Here is an 18555-nt window from a genome sequence, read left to right as displayed (position 1 = left end):
TTTTTTTGTTTAATCTGGAATTATATTGAATTGATTATAATACCCCCATGAAAGAAAATTGGCAACAACAACTACAATCACTATTAAATTGTGATTTAAAAACCTTATATCCATTGGCAAGAAGTCTAAACAGAAAATTAGAATTTTATGTAGGACCTACAAATTCAGGTAAAACATACAATGCTATGCAAAAACTAAAAGAGGCGAATTCTGGACTTTATTTAGCACCTTTACGGCTTTTGGCACTTGAAGGTTATGAAGATTTAAAAGCTTCAAATATTCAAGCTTCACTAATAACTGGTGAAGAACAGATGTTAAATGAAGATGCAGCACATGTTTGCTCAACTATTGAAATGATAGATTTTGATTTAGATGTTGATGTGGCTGTTATTGATGAAGTTCAAATGCTTGATGATAGTGATCGAGGTTGGGCTTGGGTAAATGCAATTATTGGATGTCCTGCTAAAAAAATCATTATGACAGGAAGCGTAAATGCTCTTGATGCTGTTAAAAGAATTGCAACTTATCTTGATGAAGATTTAGAAATAGTAAAACATCAAAGAAAAAATGAGTTAAAAGTTTTACCAAAATGGACACCTTTAGAAAAACTTGAAGATGGAACAGCTTTAATCGCATTTTCAAGAAGAGATGTTTTACAACTAAAACAAAAACTTCAAAAAAAATATACTGTTTCAGTGATTTATGGAAACCTCTCACCAGAGGTTAGGCGTGATGAAGCCCAAAGATTTAGAGAGAAAAAAAGTCAGATTTTAATTGCAACCGATGCCATTGCTATGGGATTAAATCTTCCTATTAAAACAATTTTATTTACAACTGATACAAAATTTGATGGTGTTAGCAAAAGAAAAATAACAGTTAATGAAATAGTTCAAATAGCTGGTCGTGCTGGTCGATATGGACATTTTGAAGCTGGATATTTGGGTGCAACTAGAAGAGATGTTTTAGACCATGTAAGACTTGAATTTGAAAGTCCAATAAAAACAATAAAACCACCGTTTAAAGTAAAAATAAATAATAATCAACTTGAAGCCCTAGCAGCTCATATAAAAACAAATTCTTTAACAAAAGTATTAAAGTTTTTTGCTGATAATATGTATTTTTCAGGACCATTTATAGCTGCAAATATTTCATCTATGCTTGAAGCTGCAAAAATTGTTGATACTAGATTTAATTTAAAACTTGAAGATAAATATCTTTTAGCACAAGCTCCAATTACCACTAAATCAAATATTATTTTACAAGCCTATGAAGCTTATATTGCAAGTGTTATTAAGAAAAAAGTTTGTCATTATAAACCATCTATTACTTTGCCTAAAAAAGCAATAACTCAAAGAGATTTATTGTTGGTAGAAGATGAAGTTAAAAAAATATCTTTATATTTATGGCTTTCATATAAACTTCCTGATCTTTTTCCTGACCATGATAAGGCGTATATTTTAAGAAACTCTTTTAATTCGTTTATTGAAAAATCTTTAAAAGGAAATTTAATAGAAGAAGATAGTTCTAAAAAGCCATTTACAAAACCATTTCCAAGACGTGAAAATGATTCTAAAGAATCAACTGATCACAAAAAAAATTATAAGCCAAGAAGACGAAAAACAATTTAATAAAAAATTGGCTAAAATTATATACTTAACTAAAGCTCTAAAATGTACAAGGATTTATTATCGTGTTTGGATTTTTTAAAATCAATGAAGATTTATTTTTTGAAGAATTACTATCAGATGACATAGATATAAATAAAGTTCAAAGATATATAAATAAGGGTGTAAATATAAATAAAAGAGATGAAAAAGAACAAACAATTCTTTTTTCTCTTGCTGCAACAAGAAAACTAGAAGCTTTAAAAATATTGATAAGAAATGGCGCTAATTTAACATTAGAAGATCATCACCGAAAAACAGTTTTAAATGAAGCTGTTGATAGAGGTGATGGAATGATGGTTCGTTTTTTACTTGATAATGGATTTCATATAAATCATAAAAATAATTCAGGAAGAACAATTTTTCAGGATGTTGCACTTAGTGGAAATAATAAAATTTTTCAAATTTTAATGAATTATAATGCAGATTTTAATTTAAAAGATAGCACTGGAAGAACAGTTTTATTTGATGCTGTTGAAGGTGGAAATCTTAATATTCTAAAGGATGTTATAAATAATACAAATAACTTAAATATTTTAGATGAAAACCATCAAAATGCTCTTTTTAGTGCAGTTTTAAAAGATGATATTTCCCTTGCAAATGAATTGATTTTACATGGAATAAATGTAAACTTTTTAGATAAAGATGGACAAAATGTACTTTTTAATGCAATTTTGCAAGGAGCAAAAAATCTGCCTTTGATTGAGCTTTTAATTAAAAAAGGCATAAACCTAAATATAATTGATAATTATCATAAAAACCTAATTGATGAAATTTTATATGTTTTTGATTTACAAAAAAATCCACCAAAAGAACTTGAAGGGAAATACAAAATTGTAACAGAAGAAAAAGAGTATATGCCTTTAGCTTTTCTGTTTTTAGAACATGGTCTTGAAATTGATAAAATAGATGAAAATGGTAAAACAATTCTACAAAGAGAAATTGAAAATAAAAATTTTACAAATGTAGAATTTTTATTAAATTGTGGAGCAGATGTAAATATTTGTGATGAATTTGAAAAAAACATACTTCATAAAGAGATATTAAAAGGTTATTCAAATTATAAAATGATAGATTTTTTAGTGTCACATGGGGCAAATATAGATGCTAGAGACTTTGATGAAAAAAGTGTAGTTGATGATATTATTGAAATAATAGCTATTATAAAAGGGTTTAAAAAACCAAATACTTTTTTGTCAAATGAAATAAAATATGATGAAAAATACGATGTTTTATTAAAAAAAGTTCTGACTTATAGACCAAATATTGAAATTCAAAGATTAGATGGAACAAATATTTTGTTTGATATGGTTTTATATAATGATTTTGAAACTTTAAAAACCATTATAAATTATGGAATAAATTTAAATATTAAAGATAAAAGAGGTTATACCCCACTAATGCATATGGTGGAAGAAGGCTTAAAGATAAAAGATAAAAAAGAGAAAGAAATTTTTATTGAAAGATTAGTCTACTTTTTAAAATACAGAGTAAATATTGATGCTCAAGATAATGATGGCAGAACTGTAATGCATAAAGCCGTAATTGCAAATGATTTGGTGGTTGTAGAAAAACTTTTAACAAAAAAAGCAGATTTAAGTATAAAAGATATTCATGGAAGAACTGCCCTTCATCATACTCAATGGCATGGAAACTATAAAATTGCAAGATGGCTAATAGCAGCTGGTGCAGATATGAATTTACCTGATAATTCTGGTTTTACCTTACTAAATTATGCTACTATTTTCGGACATACAAGACTTGTAATTGCTCTTATAGCATCTGGAGTTTTAATGTATAATCGAAACCCAAAAAATAGAAAAGTCGCACAATTTTTTAAAGATAGAGAAAAAAAATTAGAGAAATTACTTTCAAGTAATATTAGTGATGATAAAATGCGACTTACAGTCGAAGAGGTTGTATTGAACCTTAAAAAAGAGATAAATGAGGTTTTACAATAAATGAAGGGAAAAGATGTTTAATAAATCAATTATAGTTTTAGCAGCAGGTGCAGGAACACGAATGAAATCAGATACTCCAAAGGTATTACATAAGATTTCTGGAAAACCAATGTTATATTATTCAATAAAAGAGGCTTCAAAATTAAGCGATGATATAACAGTTGTTTTATTCCACCAAGCGCAAAGAGTTCAAGCTGAAATGGAAAAATATTTTTCAAATATCAATTTTGTAATTCAAGACCATATTAATTTTCCAGGAACTGGTGGTGCAGTAATGGGAATCATTCCAAAATATGAAAAAGTTTTAGTTTTAAATGGAGACATGCCTTTAATTCAATCAAATGAGTTAGAAAAGTTTGAAATATCTGCAACTATTGTAATGTCTGTTTTGGAACTAAACAGCGCTGATGGATATGGAAGAGTTATTATTGAAAATGGAAATGTTAAAAAAATAGTTGAACAAAAAGATGCAAATGAGCAAGAACTAAAAATTACAACTGCAAATGCAGGAATTTATCAATTTGAAACAAAATTTTTACTTGAAAATTTGCCAAAACTAAATAACAACAATGCTCAAAAAGAGTATTACATAACTGATTTAGTGGAAATGGCAATCTCTCAAGGAAAAGTTTTAAAACCATTAGTTGTAAATGAAGAAAATTTCAAAGGTGTAAACTCAAAAGTTGAACTAGCAGATGCTGAGGTAATTCATCAAAATAGAATTAAAAAAGAGTTTTTAAAAGAGGGTGTTATTATGAGACTGCCTGATACTATTTATATAGAAGAGGGTGTGCAAATCGAGGGTGAAAGTATCATTGAAAATGGTGTTTCACTTCTTGGAAATTCAAAAATTATAAATTCTCATATTAAGACAAATTCTGTTGTTGAAGACTCAATTGTAAGAGATAGTGATGTTGGACCAATGGCAAGAATTCGACCGCTTAGTGAATTAAATAAAACTCATATTGGAAACTTTGTAGAAACGAAAAAAGCTATTTTAAATGGCGTAAAAGCTGGTCATTTATCATATCTTGGTGATTGTTCTATAGATGAAGGAACAAATATCGGTTGTGGAACAATTACTTGTAATTACGATGGTGTAAATAAACATCAAACAATAATTGGAAAAAATGTTTTTGTTGGAAGTGACACACAGTTTGTTGCCCCTGTAAATATTGAAGATGATGTTTTAATTGGAGCTGGTTCAACTGTAACTGGTGATGTAAAAAAAGGTGAATTGTATCTTACTCGTGCAAAATCAAAAACTATTGATGGTTACTTTTACAAACACTTTTCAAGTAAAAAAAAGTAGAACTTTATGTTATTAAAAAATAAAAAGATATTAGTTGGTGTTACTGGTTCAATTGCTATTTACAAGGCTCTAGATCTAATTAGACTTTATATAAAAGCAGGTGCACAAGTTCGAGTTATTATGACCGATAGTGCAAAAAAGTTTATAAATCCAATTACTTTTGAAGCAATTTCTCAAAACAAAGTTTTAGATGAATCAAGTGAAAATTGGGATAAAAGTCAAGATTATAATCATATAGATATTGGAAAATGGTCAGATATTTTTGTAATTGCGCCAGCAAGTGCAAATACTATAAATGCTCTTGCAAATGGTTTAGGAAATAATTTGCTTTTACAAACAGCACTTGCATATCCACGGATGAAATTAATAGCCCCTGCTGCAAATACAAATATGCTAAAAAATCCTATAACACAAGCAAGTCTTAAAATGCTAAAACTTTGTAATTATGAGCTTATCTCTTCACAAACAAAAGAGTTAGTTTGTAAAGATGTTGGTGATGGAGCAATGGCAGAACCAATAGATATTTTTGATGCAACTTGTAAAGAGTTATTAAAAGATAATTATTGGATAAATAGAAAAGTAGTTTTAAGCGGTGGTGGAACAATAGAAAAAATTGATGAGGTTAGGTATCTTTCAAACTTTTCTTCTGGAAAAATGGCTTCAAGTTTAGCAAAGGCTTTATATTATAAAGGTGCTGATGTTTGTTTAGTAAGTACAAGAGGTTATGAAAACTTACCAAAAGATATTCATATTATAAAAGTAGAAAGTTCAGATGAAATGTATGAATATTTAGTTGATTCAATTAGAGTTGCTAAAAAAGGAATTCTTACAAAACCTACTTTAATGAATAACTCAACTCCCACATTGATTATGAAAAAACCATTTTTATTTATGGTGGCTGCCGTTAGTGATTATGTTCCAGCCTTTCCCCAAGATGGAAAATTAAAAAAAGAGCTAATTGGAACTTTTTGGACTTTAGAGTTAAAACAAAATATGGATATTTTAAAATCTTTAGAAAAAGATGGAATTGTAACCATTGGTTTTAAAGCTGAAATGGATGAAACAACAGCTCTAAATAGTGCTACAAGAATGTTAGAAAACAAAAATCTTGATGGAGTTTGTTTAAATATTTTAAATGAAGAAAATAGTTTTGGAAGTGTTAATAATAATATAGAATTGATTTTAAAAAATAATTCGTATGAATTTAAAGGTGCAAAACTAGATATATCTTTAGAAATTTTAGAAAAATTACAAAATGAGTTCAGTTTATATGAATGAAATTAAAATACCTTCTCATATTGCAATAATTATGGATGGAAATGGTCGATGGGCAAAAGAAAGAGGTCTAAATAGAACAGCTGGTCATGAAGAAGGTGCAAGTACTGTTAGAAAAATTACTACTTATTGTGCAAATATTGGAGTTAAATATTTAACTTTATATGCTTTTTCTACTGAAAATTGGGAAAGACCAAAACTTGAAGTTGAATTTTTGATGAAATTATTAGAAAAATATCTAAAAAAAGAGTTAGAAGTTTATATAAAAAATAATATAAAATTTAAAGCAATAGGAGATTTAAGTAGATTTTCTAAGAGTTTGCAAAAAACTATATCTGATACAGAAAAGAAAACTTCAGTTTGTACAGGATTAACACAAGTTTTAGCTTTGAATTATGGTTCAAAAAATGAAATAATTAGAGCAATAAAAAAATTAAATGAATTAAATCTTGAAGTTACAGAAGAAAATCTTGAATCTTGTCTTGATACAGCAGGAATGAATGATGTTGATGTATTAATTCGAACTAGTGGAGAAGTTAGACTTTCAAATTATTTATTATGGCAAAATGCTTATGCAGAGATGTTTTTTACAAAAACTTATTGGCCAGATTTCAGTGAAACTGAACTAAATGAAATTTTAAGTGAATTTAGTAAAAGAGAGAGAAGATTTGGAGGTATTTAGTTTCATTTTTGGTATTTGTATTGGTTCATTTTTAAATGTATTGATTTTGCGACTTCCATTAAATCAATCAATTTTAACAAGAAGCACTTGTCCTAAATGTAATCATTTAATTTATTGGTACCATAATATTCCACTTCTTTCTTATATCTTTTTAAAAACAAAATGTTCTTATTGTGGAGTTAAAATCTCTTTTTTATATTTTTTAGTTGAATTTCTTAGTGGAATTATAACTTTAGTTTTGTTTTTAAAATTGGGATTAACTTCAGAATTTGTATTTATGTGTTTATTATCATATGTTTTAATAACTCTATCATTTATTGATTTAAAATATAAAGCAGTTCCAGATTATTTACTTTTAATTGCTTTAGTTCTCTCTTTTTTTGCTTCAAATTTTTCAATAATAGAAACTTTTAAAAATGCTTTTTTATTTGCTGGGGCTTTTGTTTTACTAAATTTTGTAATTACTTTTTATATCCAAAATATAAAATCAAGAATTTTAAAAGATAAAACTTTGAAAACCCAAGAGGCTTTAGGAGAAGGCGATATTCCAATAATTGCAATGTTAGGAATTATACTTGGGCTAAGTGGTGGAATGTTTGCTGTATTTTTAGCTGCAATTTTTGCTATAATTCCTGCAATCTATTCAAATTTTATGAATAAAGATATTCAAACTCCATTTATTCCCTATTTAGTTTTAGGATTTTTTACTGAATATTTTTTTGATTTAGAAACAATTATAAAGGTCTTTTTTTGAAATTAAAACAGTATTTACACTCTCAATTAGCGATTACATTTTTCCCAATATTTTTAGGATTATTTTTTATAACTTCAGTTGTATTTTTAGTGAAAATAGCATCTTTAACTTCAATAATAACTCTTGATTTTTTTGAATTATTTACTTTATTTTCTTATGTAATACCACAAATTTTATTTTATACTATGCCAATTTCATTTTTTTTATCTTTAGTTATAACATTGGCAAAATTAGCAAGTGAATATGAACTTACGGTAATTACATCTTTTGGATTAAATCCTGTAAATATTTTGAAAATATTTGCACCAATTACTCTTCTTTTATCAGTTATGTTATTGGTTGTTTCAGTAGGTTTAATTCCTAAAACAAAATTTTTAACAAAACAATTTTTGGATAAAAAGAAAAAAGAAGCGAATTTTAATATAAAACCCAGTGAATTTGGACAAAAGTTTGGAGATTGGTTAATTTACATAAATGGAAAAGATGATAGAGTTTATGATGAAGTAAAACTTTTCAAAACAGAAAAGGGAAAAGACCAATTTATTGTTAGTGAGACAGCAGTTTTAGATAATGATAAAGGTGCTTTGAGTTTTAAATTAAATGATGGGAAAGCTTTTATTATTGATGAAAAAGAGTTTAATCAAATAGATTTTAAATCAATGTATATAAATGATTCTATTTCAGATAGTAAAATAGGTATTTTTACAGATTCTTATGAATATTGGAAAGAAAATATTGAAAAGAAAATTGATATTGATGATTTAACTTTTTATATTTTAACTTCGTTATTTCCATTTGTATCACTTTTCTTAGTAATTACTTTTGGATATTTTAATCCAAGATATGAAAAAAACAGAGCAGTTTTTTACTCTTTGATTTCAATTGTTTTATATTATGTTTTAATAAAATCAATTGGAGATAGAATTTTATTACATGCTTTATATACTATTCCTATTTTATGGCTTAGTGGAACATATATTTTGTATTCTAAAACAATTAAAAAAGAGTATTGATTTAGTTTATGAATCTAAAATTTACTCTTGCTTATGATGGAAGTTTATTTCAAGGAAGTCAAAAACAACCAAATGGAATGACCGTTGAAGATAAACTTCTTAAAGCATTTAAAAAAATAAATATTGAAACAAATATTGTTTTAAGTGGAAGAACAGACAAAGAAGTTCATGCAACAGGACAAGTTTTTAACTGTTTTGTACCTGATTTTTGGAGTGATTTTCTTAAACTAAAAGAGGTTTTAAATAAAAATCTTCCAACTTCAATTAAAATATCAAAAATATCAAAAGTAAAAGATGATTTTCACTCAAGATTTCATGCAAAAAAGAGAGTTTATAGATATTTAATTACTACTAAACCCACAACCCCTTTTAATGATAAATTTATTACTTATGTTAAAAATGTAAATGAAGAACTTTTAAAAAAAGCTATAAAAGAGTTTATTGGTATTTATGATTTTAAATATTTTCATAAAACTGGAAGTGATAAAGAGTTAACAAAAAGAGAAATTTTTGATGCAAAGTTTTATAAATATAAAGATATTTATGTTTTTCAATTTACTGCAAATTCATATTTAAGATCTCAAATTAGACTTATGGTTGGATTTTTACTTGCAATTAATGATAATAAACAAAGTATTGAGAATCTAAAAGAACAGTTAAATCTAAAAAAACATATTTTTAAAACGCCTGCAATTGCAAATGGGCTTTATCTAGCAAAAATAAAATATTAATTATTTTATTAATCCAGCTTCTTCAAAATATTTTTTAGCTCCTTCATGTAATGGTGCGGATAAACCATTTAATAAAGACTCTTTTGTTAAGTTTTCATAAGCTGGATGTAATTTTTTGAATTCATCAAAATTTTCTAAAATAGCTTTAACTAAAAGATAAACTGTATGTTCATTAACATTTTCATTTGTTACAAGTACAGCTTTTACCCCAAATGTAGGAATATCATTTTCTTGGCCTCTATAAGTTCCTGCTTGAATATAACCTTTTGTAAAATATGGATATTTTTCAATTAAAGAGTCTAAAATATTATTATCAATAGGAATTATTTTTATATCAGTAGAATTTGCTGCATCTTTTATATTTGCAGTCGGATGCCCAACCATATAAAAATAACCATCAATTATATTGTTTTTTAAAGCGTCAGGCATTTCAGAAGCACTAAATGTACCAACCTGTTTTAAATCATTTTTATTAATTCCACTTTCTTCAAATAAAGCTAAAGCAGTTGTTTCATTTCCACTTCCACTATTTCCTAAGTTAATTCTTTTTCCTTTAATATCCAAAAGTTTATTTATATTTGAATCTTTTTTTGTAACTAAAGTTAATAATTCAGGATATATCGCTATAACAGATCTTAATTTAGGAAATTTTACATCTTTAAATGCACCTTCGCCTTTTGAAGCTTGATAAACAATATCCGATTGAACAATTCCAAAATCAAGTTCTCCATTTTTTAAAGTATTTAAATTATATAAAGAACCATCTGTTGATTCAACTGAACATCTTATTTTTGATTCTTTTTTATATTGGTTTACAAATCTACAAATCGCACCACCAGTAGGATAATAAGTTCCTGTTACTCCACCAGTTCCAATAGTTATAAATTGAGATGAAAAAACAGGTGTTGACAATATTCCAAGTAAAGTGAGTTTATAAATATTTTTCATTTTTCTTCCGTAAAACTATAAATTAGTAATAATTTAACATATAATCATTTGAGACTGACTTAAATTTTAAAAAATCGAAATAAAATACTTGACAAATAAAGACTCAATAGGTTATAATTCTTTAGCAGTTTATGATAGTGAGTGCTAAAATTTCAAATTGGTCGTAAATATGTTAGATAAAAAAGAGTTTTTATTACAATCTATTATTAGAGCTTATATTGAGCATCTTGAACCAATTGGTTCAACTCAATTAAAATCTATGTATGATATTACTTATTCACCCGCGACTATTAGGGGTTACTTTAAAAAGTTAGGTGAAGAAGGTTATCTTGCACAAGAGCATATCAGTAGTGGAAGAACTCCAACAACTGAAGCTTTAAAACAGTATTGGCAATCAAAACTTAATTTTAAACTAAAAGGTGTAAATTTACGAGCTTTAGAATATTTTGCTTCAAATATAGGGCTGTCTGTTTTTATAAAAAAAGAGAAATCTGATATATTAAAAGATATTTTAAATGTAGAAAATAGATATATGATATTAGAATTTTCTTCATTTGCTATTAGCGTAAAGTATTCAGATGCACTTTATAGATTTTTGAATGATATGATAGGTTTAGATTTAAAAGATATTACAAAAGTTTCAAAAGATGTTGGTGCTTATGAGGTTTATGAATCTATAAATCAAACTTTGCAAAATTCAGATTTTCAGATTTTTAATTATAAAGAGTTTTTGAATTTAGCCTTAAATTATGACTTTGATGAATACACAATAAATAGTTTTCTAAAAGGTCAGATTTTAGATGAATTAAAAGAAGGGTTATATTTTGATAAATTATTACCTGCAAATTATATTGGAATTTGTAATTACTGTAAAATCAATAATGAAGATGTAAAGATGTTGGTTATTGGTGAGTTACCAAAAGATTATGAATATTTTTATGAAAAAATTACAACTTTTTAGGAGATAAATGTGAGTGAAGAAAAAAAAGAAGAATTAATACAAGAAGAGATAACTGAACAAGAAGTTCAAGCTGAAGTAGTAGTTGAAGAAACACCTAAAGAAGAGACTTTAGAAGATAAAATTGCTTCTTTAGAGCAACAATTAAAAGATAGTGAAGATAAATATTTAAGAGTTCATGCTGATTTTGAAAATATCAAAAAAAGACTTGAAAGGGAAAAATATCAAGCTATTGATTATGCAAGTGAGAAGTTTGCAAAAGATTTATTAGCTCCAATTGATAGCCTTGAAATGGCATTACAATCAGCTAATGTTGATTTAGCTGCTGCTGAATTATTAGGAAAATTAAAAGAAGGAATTGAACTTACAATTAAAAACTTCAATACTACTTTTGAAAAACATAATATTTCAAAAATTGAAACTGATGGTGAGTTTGACCCAAATGTTCACAATGCAGTTATGCAAGTTGATAGTGCAGACCATGAGTCTGGGCAAATTGTAAATGAATTACAAAAAGGTTATATGTTAAAAGATAGACTTTTAAGACCTGCAATGGTTAGTATAGCAAACTAATATTTTGACCGTAATGTCATAAAACTAGATAGATTTGAAAAGATATAAATTAAAATAAAAAACAAAACTTAATAAGGATATAAAATGAGTAAAGTAATTGGAATAGATTTAGGAACAACAAACTCTTGTGTGGCAGTTTATGAAAATGGTGAAGCGAAAATCATCCCTAATAAAGAAGGGAAAAATACAACTCCTTCAATTGTTGCATTTACAGATAAAGGTGAAGTTTTAGTAGGAGATCCTGCAAAAAGACAAGCGATTACAAATCCAGAAAAAACTATTTATTCAATCAAAAGAATTATGGGTCTAATGATGGATGAGCCAAATGCAAAAGCAGCTCAATCAAAAGTTGGATATAAAATCGTTGATAGAAGCGGAGCAGCAGCTGTTGAAATTGGTGGGAAAGTTTATACACCTCAAGAAATTTCTGCAAAAATTTTATCAAAATTAAAAGCAGACGCAGAAGAGTATTTAGGTCAAGCAGTAACTGATGCTGTTATTACAGTTCCTGCATACTTCAATGATGCACAAAGAAAAGCAACTCAAGAAGCTGGAACAATTGCAGGTTTAAATGTACTTAGAATTATCAATGAGCCAACAGCTGCTTCATTAGCTTATGGTTTAGATAAAAAAGGTGAAGAAAAAGTTCTTGTTTACGATTTAGGTGGAGGAACTTTTGACGTTACAGTTTTAGAAATTGGTGATGGAACTTTTGAAGTACTTTCAACTGATGGAAATGCTTTCTTAGGTGGAGATGACTTTGATAATGCAATTATTGATTGGCTAGCAAAAGAGTTCAAAGATGAAAATGGTTTTGACGTTAAAAACGACAAAATGGCATTACAAAGATTAAAAGATGCTGCTGAAAATGCTAAAAAAGAGTTATCATCAGCTGAATCAACAGAGATTAACTTACCATTTATTTCAATGGGAAGCGCAGGTCCTGTTCACTTAGTTAAATCATTAACAAGAGCAAAATTTGAGTCTATGACTGAACATTTAATTAATGAAACTTTAGAGCACATCAAAACTGCACTTAAAGATGCTGGATTGAAAAAAGAAGAAATTCAAGAAATTATTATGGTTGGTGGATCTACAAGATTACCAAAAGCAAATAAAGTTGTTAGAGATTTCTTTGGAAAAGATTTAAATAAAGGTGTAAATCCTGACGAAGTTGTAGCTGCTGGGGCTGCTGTTCAAGCTGGAGTTTTAAAAGGTGATGTTAAAGATGTATTATTACTAGACGTTACTCCTTTATCTTTAGGAATTGAAACTTTAGGTGGAGTTATGACTAAATTAATTGACAAAGGAACAACAATTCCAGTTAAAAAATCTCAAGTATTCTCAACTGCTGATGATAATCAACCAGCTGTTTCTATTCACGTTTCTCAAGGTGAAAGAGAGTTTGCAAGAGATAACAAATCTTTAGGTATGTTTGAACTTTCAGATATTCCAGCAGCTCCAAGAGGTGTTCCTCAAATTGAAGTAACATTTGATATTGATGCAAATGGTGTTTTAAATGTAAGTGCTAAAGATAAAGGTACTGGAAAAGAGAATAAAATTACAATTTCTGGTTCATCTGGATTAAGTGATGCAGAAATCGAAAAAATGGTTCAAGAAGCAGAAGCAAACAAAGAAGCTGATGCTAAGAAAAAAGCTGTAATTGAAGTTAGAAATCAAGCTGATGCTTTATTACATTCAACTAAAAAGACTTTAGAAGAAAATGAAAGTGCAGTTAGCGAAGAAGAGAAAAAAGCTATTATTGATGCAGCTGCTGACTTAGAAGAAACATTAAAAGATGATAATGCTACAAAAGAAGATATTGAAGCTAAATTAAAAACTTTAACTGAAAAATCTCACAAATTAGCAGAAGCAATGTACAAAAAAGAGGGTGGTGAAGCAGGTGCTCAACCAAACCAAAAAGCAAAAAAAGATGACGATGATGTTATCGATGCTGAAGTAGAGTAAATCTCTGCTTCATGCAAAATTTGTTTTTTTTACTAATATTATTTTTAATAACTATTTTTTCTGTCCTTTTATACTTAAAAAGTAAAACTTCGAGGGTAGAAAAATTACTTAGTGGTGAGTGTCCATCTTGTGGACAAAAAGCGAAAGTTTTTTTTGATGAAAAAACAAAAACAACATTTAAATCTGAAATTATAAAATCAAGAGTGCTTCAAAGTCATGGATGTTCAGGTGTAAAAGATGTTGAGTTTTCTTGCGAATCATGTGGATTAAAAGAAGTCCATTCTACAAATTTATTGCCATCAAGTTGTGATTTATGAAATCTTTAATATTTATATCCCTAACAACAATAGTACTTTTTTCAGGTTGTGCAACAAAAAAAGAGACAATACCTCAAGAACAAAAGAGTGAAATAGAAAATAATATTATAAAAGATAATGCAAAAAATATGCAAGCAGTAGGTTTTCATGAAATTGAAGGTTTTTATAGTGATGATTTAACCCATGCTCTTGATGTTTTTAAAAAAGATTGTAAAAAATCTAAAAGAAATGAGTTGTTTAAAGAAGTTTGTCAGAAGGCTGAATATGAAACAGATGGAAGAAAATTTTTTACAATAAATTTCCAACCATATAAACTTTTGGATAATAATTCTTCAGATGAAGGAACAATTACAGGTTATTATGAACCTCTTCTTTATGGAAGTTTACAAAAAAATAAAAGATATAAATATCCTGTATATAAAACTCCAAAAGATATGATGATTGTTGATTTTGTATCGGCTTATCCTGAACTTAAAACATATAAATTAAGAGGAAAATTAGTTGGAAACAAAGTTGTTCCTTATGATTCAAGGGCTCAAATAGAGAGTAATCCAAGTAAAAATCTTGAAGTTATAGCTTATGTTGATAATAAAGTAGATTTATTTTTACTTCATGTTCAAGGTTCAGGGAAAATATTATTAGATAACGGTGAATTAATTAATGTCGGTTATGCTGAGCAAAATGGAAGAAAATTCAAAGGAATTGGAACTTATATGCTTAATAAGGGTTATATAAGCAAGGATGAATTATCAGCTCAGGGTATGAAAAAATATCTAGATAAAAACCCTGCAAAAGCAGATGAGGTACTAAATCAAAATGAAAGTTATGTATTCTTTCACAAATCAGAGCAAGGAGCAACGGGAAGTTTAGGAACTCAACTTACAGCAAAAAGAAATTTAGCAGTTGATAGAAGTGTTATTCCTCTTGGAATGCCAGTTTTTCTTAGTACTAAAAATCCCATTGATAAAAAACCTATAAATCAATTAATGGTTGCTGCTGATGTTGGTGGAGCTATAAAAGGTGATATTCGAGCTGATTTCTTTTGGGGATATGGAGAAGATGCTTTTGCTTATGCTGGAAGAATGAAAGAAAAAGGGAAAATGTACGTTTTAATGCCAAAAAAATAGTCGTTGCTTACATGCAACAACCATTTCCACAGCAATCAGGTTTAATATCTTCTCTATAAAATGAAATCACAAAATTATTAAACATCTCTTGAAGTTCAAATTTATGTTTTTTACAAAATTCATTATTCATAATATTTTTCATCTCTATTGCTTTACTTAAAGCTTCATCTTTTGACTCAAAAGTTAAATTATTTTCTAAATTGCTATTTTTAAAACATCCACATTGATTTGCTACAACTATTTTGTACATACAAAATCCTTAAAAATTTGATAAATTAAAGGTGCAAGATTAGCTAAATATTTATTAAAGCAATTTAAGAAGAAAAAATAGATAGAATATAATACTAATTGATTCTAACAAAGGAAAATAATGCATATTACAAATCTTATCTCTTCATATTTTGGAAAGTTCGCTAAAAAAGAGTTTCCTTCACCTCTTCAAAAACTAATAAATTCTAGTTATGTTAAATTGATGGGGTTAAATATGAGTGAATTTAAAAATGCGAGATATTACAAATCTTTAAATGATTTATTTACAAGGGAATTAATCATAAAAAGAGAGATAAACGAAAATCAAAATGTAATTATTTCTCCAACTGATAGTTTAATCACACAATGTGGACAAATTCAAAATGATATTGCTTTACAAATAAAAGGTATGGAATATAGTGTTGAAGAGTTATTAACTTATTATTGTTCATCAAATTTTGAAAAAATAAAAGATGGTTCTTTTATGAACTTTTATTTATCACCAAAAGATTACCACAGATACCATGCTCCTTGTGATTTTAAACTTCTAAAATTAATCCATGTTCCAGGGAAACTTTATCCAGTTAATTTAAAATATTTAAACAAAGAGTTTGAACTTTTTGTTCAAAATGAAAGAGTAATTTTAGAGTGTGAAACAAATGGAAAAATCTTTTATATGGTTTTCGTTGGTGCTTTAAATGTAGGTCAAATGGTATTTGAATTTGAAAATAGAGTTGAAACAAATACAAATGCAAAAGAGATGAAAGTTTATACTTACGAAAACATCGAAATATCAAAAGGTGAATGTTTAGGATATTTCAAAATGGGTTCAACAGTTGTAATGTTATGGGAAAATGAGATGATTGAACTTGATAATTTGTTAAATCAAAATGTGAAATTTGGTCAAAAAATAGCAAATTATTTATAGAATAAAAATAAAAAGAGAGAGTGTTTGAATAATAAGATATTTTTTAAAATAGGTTGGTTGTTTATTGTAACTTTTTTAATATATTTATTTTGTGTGGTATTCTTTTTATCTCCTAAAATAAATAATTATTTAATTCAAACAGAAATACAAAACTCAAAAATTCAATTTAACAAAGTAGTTTCACTTATAAATAATAAAGCAAAAAATATTACAAATAAAGAAGCTTTAAATAAAGAAGTTGAATTATTACTTTCAAGTTTTGCTTTGGGAAAATCAGGTTATGTTTATATTGTTGATGGTTTGGGAAAAGTCATTTTTGATCCAAGTGGTGAGTTTAAAAATCTGGAAGAACTAAAAGTTGTTTTACCTCAAAATGGTAAAAAGTTAATTGATGAAATAAAAAGTAGTTATGTTAAAAAAGAGACCTTGGAATATAATTGGAATAGAATTTATGATCCAAATAATTTTAATTATAAAAAAATATCTTGGATTGAATATAATAAAAATTTAGATTGGTATATAATTTCTTCTGTTTATGAAGATGATTTTTCTTCATTTGTTGAAAGAATAAGTTCTTTGATATTAAATATTCTGATACTAATATTTGTTGTATTGGCTGTAATTGCACTATTTATTATTATAAAAATCATTGCTCCAATTAATAAAATGGTTAAAGAAGTTCAAAAAGCTAATATTAATATTGATGGTTTTAAAAATGGAATTAAAGCTAAAGATGAAATAGGTTTTTTGGCAACACAATTTAATACTTTACTTGATCAAGTTGAAACAAATAGAAAAACTTTTGAAGAACAAGTTCTTGCAAAAACAAAAGAGATTCAAAATAAATTATATTATGACGATTTGACAAACTTGAAAAATAGACATGCTTTAGAGGATGATATAAAAGATATTGATTTTGTATCTATAGCCTTACTTGATATTGATTCTTTTGATGATATAAATGAACTTTATGGATTTTCAACTGGAAATTTAGTTTTGATAGAAGTTGGAAAGATTTTAAATGAATTTTCATTAAAATATGATGTTTTAGCCTATAGAATATATGGAAATGTATTTTGTTTAGCTGATAAAAATATGATGAGTTTTTATAAATTTTATGAGCTTATTGAAGAGTTAAGAATACTATTTAAAAACATGCCAATTTACATTGAACAACTTGATATTGATATTTTTATAAATATCACTTTAGGTATTTCAATGGCACAAGAAGAATCTATTAAAACAGCAGGAATTGCACTTAAAAAAGCTAAAAAAAATAATCTGCCATATTTTGTTTATAATAATGAAATTGATACAAAAGAAATTATTGAAAAATCTATGTATTGGCGAGAGAAAATAAAAAAAGCAATTGAAAATGATAAAGTTATACCATTTTATCAAGCAATTTTTGATAGAAATAAAAATATAGTGAAATATGAAACTTTAATGAGAATAGAAGATATTAATGAAAAAGATGAAACTATTTATTTAAGTCCTTATTTTTTTCTTGATATTTCTGTTAAAACAAAACAATATCTTCAGTTATCTAATCAAATTATATTTAAAGCTTTAAATGATTTAACAAAAACTGATAAACAAATATCTATAAATTTAAGTTTTAAAGATATTCTTGATACTGAATTTATAAATTTTTTAGATAAAAGTTTGAATCAAATTGCTAATGAAGATAAAAAAAGAGTGGTTTTTGAAATTTTAGAGAGTGATTATATTTCTGATTATACTTTACTTGAAGACTTTATTGCTAAATATAGAGAACAAGGTATAAAAATAGCAATTGATGATTTTGGAACAGGATATTCAAATTTTGCACATATTCTAAAAATTAGACCAAATTATATAAAAATAGATGGTTCATTAATTAAAAATATTTATTCAGATAAAAACTCATATGAAATGGTTAAATCAATTATTGATTTTAGTAAAGCTTTAAATATAAGAGTAATTGCTGAATTTGTTCATTCTCAAGAAGTATTTGATTCTCTTGTTTCTTTGGGTGTTGATGAATTCCAAGGTTTCTATTTAGCAGAACCAGCACCTAATTTTTTATAGTTTTAATTAAACGCAAGTTTATTGT

The 18555-nt window shown here is 26.7% G+C and carries 17 protein-coding genes; 15 read left to right on the top strand and 2 right to left on the bottom strand.

Annotation, left to right across the window (positions count from 1 at the left end):
• Positions 1 to 47: 47 nt before the first annotated feature.
• From ASUIS_RS12585 to truA, 8 genes are all read left to right on the top strand, one after another.
• Positions 48 to 1628, top strand: a complete 1581-nt coding sequence (locus ASUIS_RS12585) for a helicase-related protein (protein WP_118887427.1) — start codon at positions 48 to 50, stop codon at positions 1626 to 1628.
• Positions 1629 to 1690: 62 nt separating this feature from the next.
• Positions 1691 to 3625, top strand: a complete 1935-nt coding sequence (locus ASUIS_RS12580) for an ankyrin repeat domain-containing protein (RefSeq protein ID WP_118887426.1) — start codon at positions 1691 to 1693, stop codon at positions 3623 to 3625.
• A 13-nt stretch (positions 3626 to 3638) separates the two neighbouring features.
• Complete coding sequence (glmU, locus tag ASUIS_RS12575; protein WP_118887425.1) at positions 3639 to 4937, top strand: bifunctional UDP-N-acetylglucosamine diphosphorylase/glucosamine-1-phosphate N-acetyltransferase GlmU; 1299 nt, start codon at positions 3639 to 3641, stop codon at positions 4935 to 4937.
• Between the two features lie 6 nt (positions 4938 to 4943).
• On the top strand, positions 4944 to 6215 hold the full coding sequence (gene coaBC / locus ASUIS_RS12570; RefSeq protein ID WP_118887424.1) for a bifunctional phosphopantothenoylcysteine decarboxylase/phosphopantothenate--cysteine ligase CoaBC: 1272 nt from the start codon (positions 4944 to 4946) through the stop codon (positions 6213 to 6215).
• A complete protein-coding gene (locus tag ASUIS_RS12565; RefSeq protein WP_192894430.1) occupies positions 6208 to 6894 on the top strand; it encodes a di-trans,poly-cis-decaprenylcistransferase in 687 nt (228 codons plus the stop codon). The genes coaBC and ASUIS_RS12565 overlap by 8 nt, the downstream gene beginning before the upstream one ends.
• A complete protein-coding gene (locus ASUIS_RS12560) occupies positions 6854 to 7648 on the top strand; it encodes a prepilin peptidase (RefSeq protein WP_226799921.1) in 795 nt (264 codons plus the stop codon). Before ASUIS_RS12565 ends, ASUIS_RS12560 begins: the two co-directional genes overlap by 41 nt.
• Positions 7645 to 8661, top strand: a complete 1017-nt coding sequence (locus ASUIS_RS12555) for an LptF/LptG family permease (protein ID WP_118887422.1) — start codon at positions 7645 to 7647, stop codon at positions 8659 to 8661. The genes ASUIS_RS12560 and ASUIS_RS12555 overlap by 4 nt, the downstream gene beginning before the upstream one ends.
• Before the next feature lie 8 nt (positions 8662 to 8669).
• Positions 8670 to 9392: a tRNA pseudouridine(38-40) synthase TruA gene (gene truA, locus ASUIS_RS12550; RefSeq protein ID WP_118887421.1), complete on the top strand. Its 723-nt coding sequence runs from the start codon at positions 8670 to 8672 to the stop codon at positions 9390 to 9392.
• Here truA and ASUIS_RS12545 read toward each other — a convergent pair whose 3' ends face one another.
• Positions 9393 to 10340 carry a TAXI family TRAP transporter solute-binding subunit gene (locus tag ASUIS_RS12545; protein WP_118887420.1) on the bottom strand — a complete coding sequence of 316 codons (948 nt, stop codon included), beginning with the start codon at positions 10338 to 10340 and terminating at the stop codon, positions 9393 to 9395.
• Positions 10341 to 10509: 169 nt separating this feature from the next.
• Between ASUIS_RS12545 and ASUIS_RS12540 the strand changes: the two genes are divergently transcribed.
• The 5 genes from ASUIS_RS12540 to mltA all read left to right on the top strand — a co-directional run bounded on the left by ASUIS_RS12540 (position 10510) and on the right by mltA (position 15283).
• On the top strand, positions 10510 to 11301 hold the full coding sequence (locus tag ASUIS_RS12540) for a heat-shock protein (protein WP_118887419.1): 792 nt from the start codon (positions 10510 to 10512) through the stop codon (positions 11299 to 11301).
• A 9-nt stretch (positions 11302 to 11310) separates the two neighbouring features.
• The gene (gene grpE, locus ASUIS_RS12535) at positions 11311 to 11871 is read left to right on the top strand and encodes a nucleotide exchange factor GrpE (protein WP_118887418.1); all 561 of its coding nucleotides are present in this window, start codon (positions 11311 to 11313) and stop codon (positions 11869 to 11871) included.
• An 84-nt stretch (positions 11872 to 11955) separates the two neighbouring features.
• On the top strand, positions 11956 to 13839 hold the full coding sequence (gene dnaK / locus ASUIS_RS12530) for a molecular chaperone DnaK (RefSeq protein ID WP_118887417.1): 1884 nt from the start codon (positions 11956 to 11958) through the stop codon (positions 13837 to 13839).
• Between the two features lie 11 nt (positions 13840 to 13850).
• The gene (locus ASUIS_RS12525) at positions 13851 to 14156 is read left to right on the top strand and encodes a hypothetical protein (RefSeq protein ID WP_118887416.1); all 306 of its coding nucleotides are present in this window, start codon (positions 13851 to 13853) and stop codon (positions 14154 to 14156) included.
• Positions 14153 to 15283, top strand: coding sequence for a murein transglycosylase A (gene mltA / locus ASUIS_RS12520; protein ID WP_118887415.1), 1131 nt, complete (start codon positions 14153 to 14155; stop codon positions 15281 to 15283). Before ASUIS_RS12525 ends, mltA begins: the two co-directional genes overlap by 4 nt.
• Positions 15284 to 15290: 7 nt before the next feature.
• Here the strand turns inward: mltA and ASUIS_RS12515 are convergent, their stop codons facing one another.
• Positions 15291 to 15533, bottom strand: coding sequence for a hypothetical protein (locus ASUIS_RS12515; RefSeq protein ID WP_118887414.1), 243 nt, complete (start codon positions 15531 to 15533; stop codon positions 15291 to 15293).
• A 120-nt stretch (positions 15534 to 15653) separates the two neighbouring features.
• On the opposite strand from ASUIS_RS12515, the gene ASUIS_RS12510 reads away from it, so the two are divergent.
• Both ASUIS_RS12510 and ASUIS_RS12505 read left to right on the top strand, forming a co-directional pair.
• Complete coding sequence (locus tag ASUIS_RS12510) at positions 15654 to 16460, top strand: phosphatidylserine decarboxylase (RefSeq protein ID WP_118887413.1); 807 nt, start codon at positions 15654 to 15656, stop codon at positions 16458 to 16460.
• Between the two features lie 24 nt (positions 16461 to 16484).
• Positions 16485 to 18530 (top strand): EAL domain-containing protein, encoded by a 2046-nt coding sequence (locus ASUIS_RS12505; protein ID WP_118887412.1) that lies wholly within the window; start codon positions 16485 to 16487, stop codon positions 18528 to 18530.
• The last annotated feature ends 25 nt before the right edge of the window (positions 18531 to 18555 follow it).

The organism is Arcobacter suis CECT 7833 (assembly GCF_003544815.1).
Taxonomy (GTDB): domain Bacteria; phylum Campylobacterota; class Campylobacteria; order Campylobacterales; family Arcobacteraceae; genus Aliarcobacter; species Aliarcobacter suis.
The sequence above is the reverse complement of the archived record's forward strand: the minus strand, read 5'-3'. Positions and strand labels throughout refer to the sequence as shown.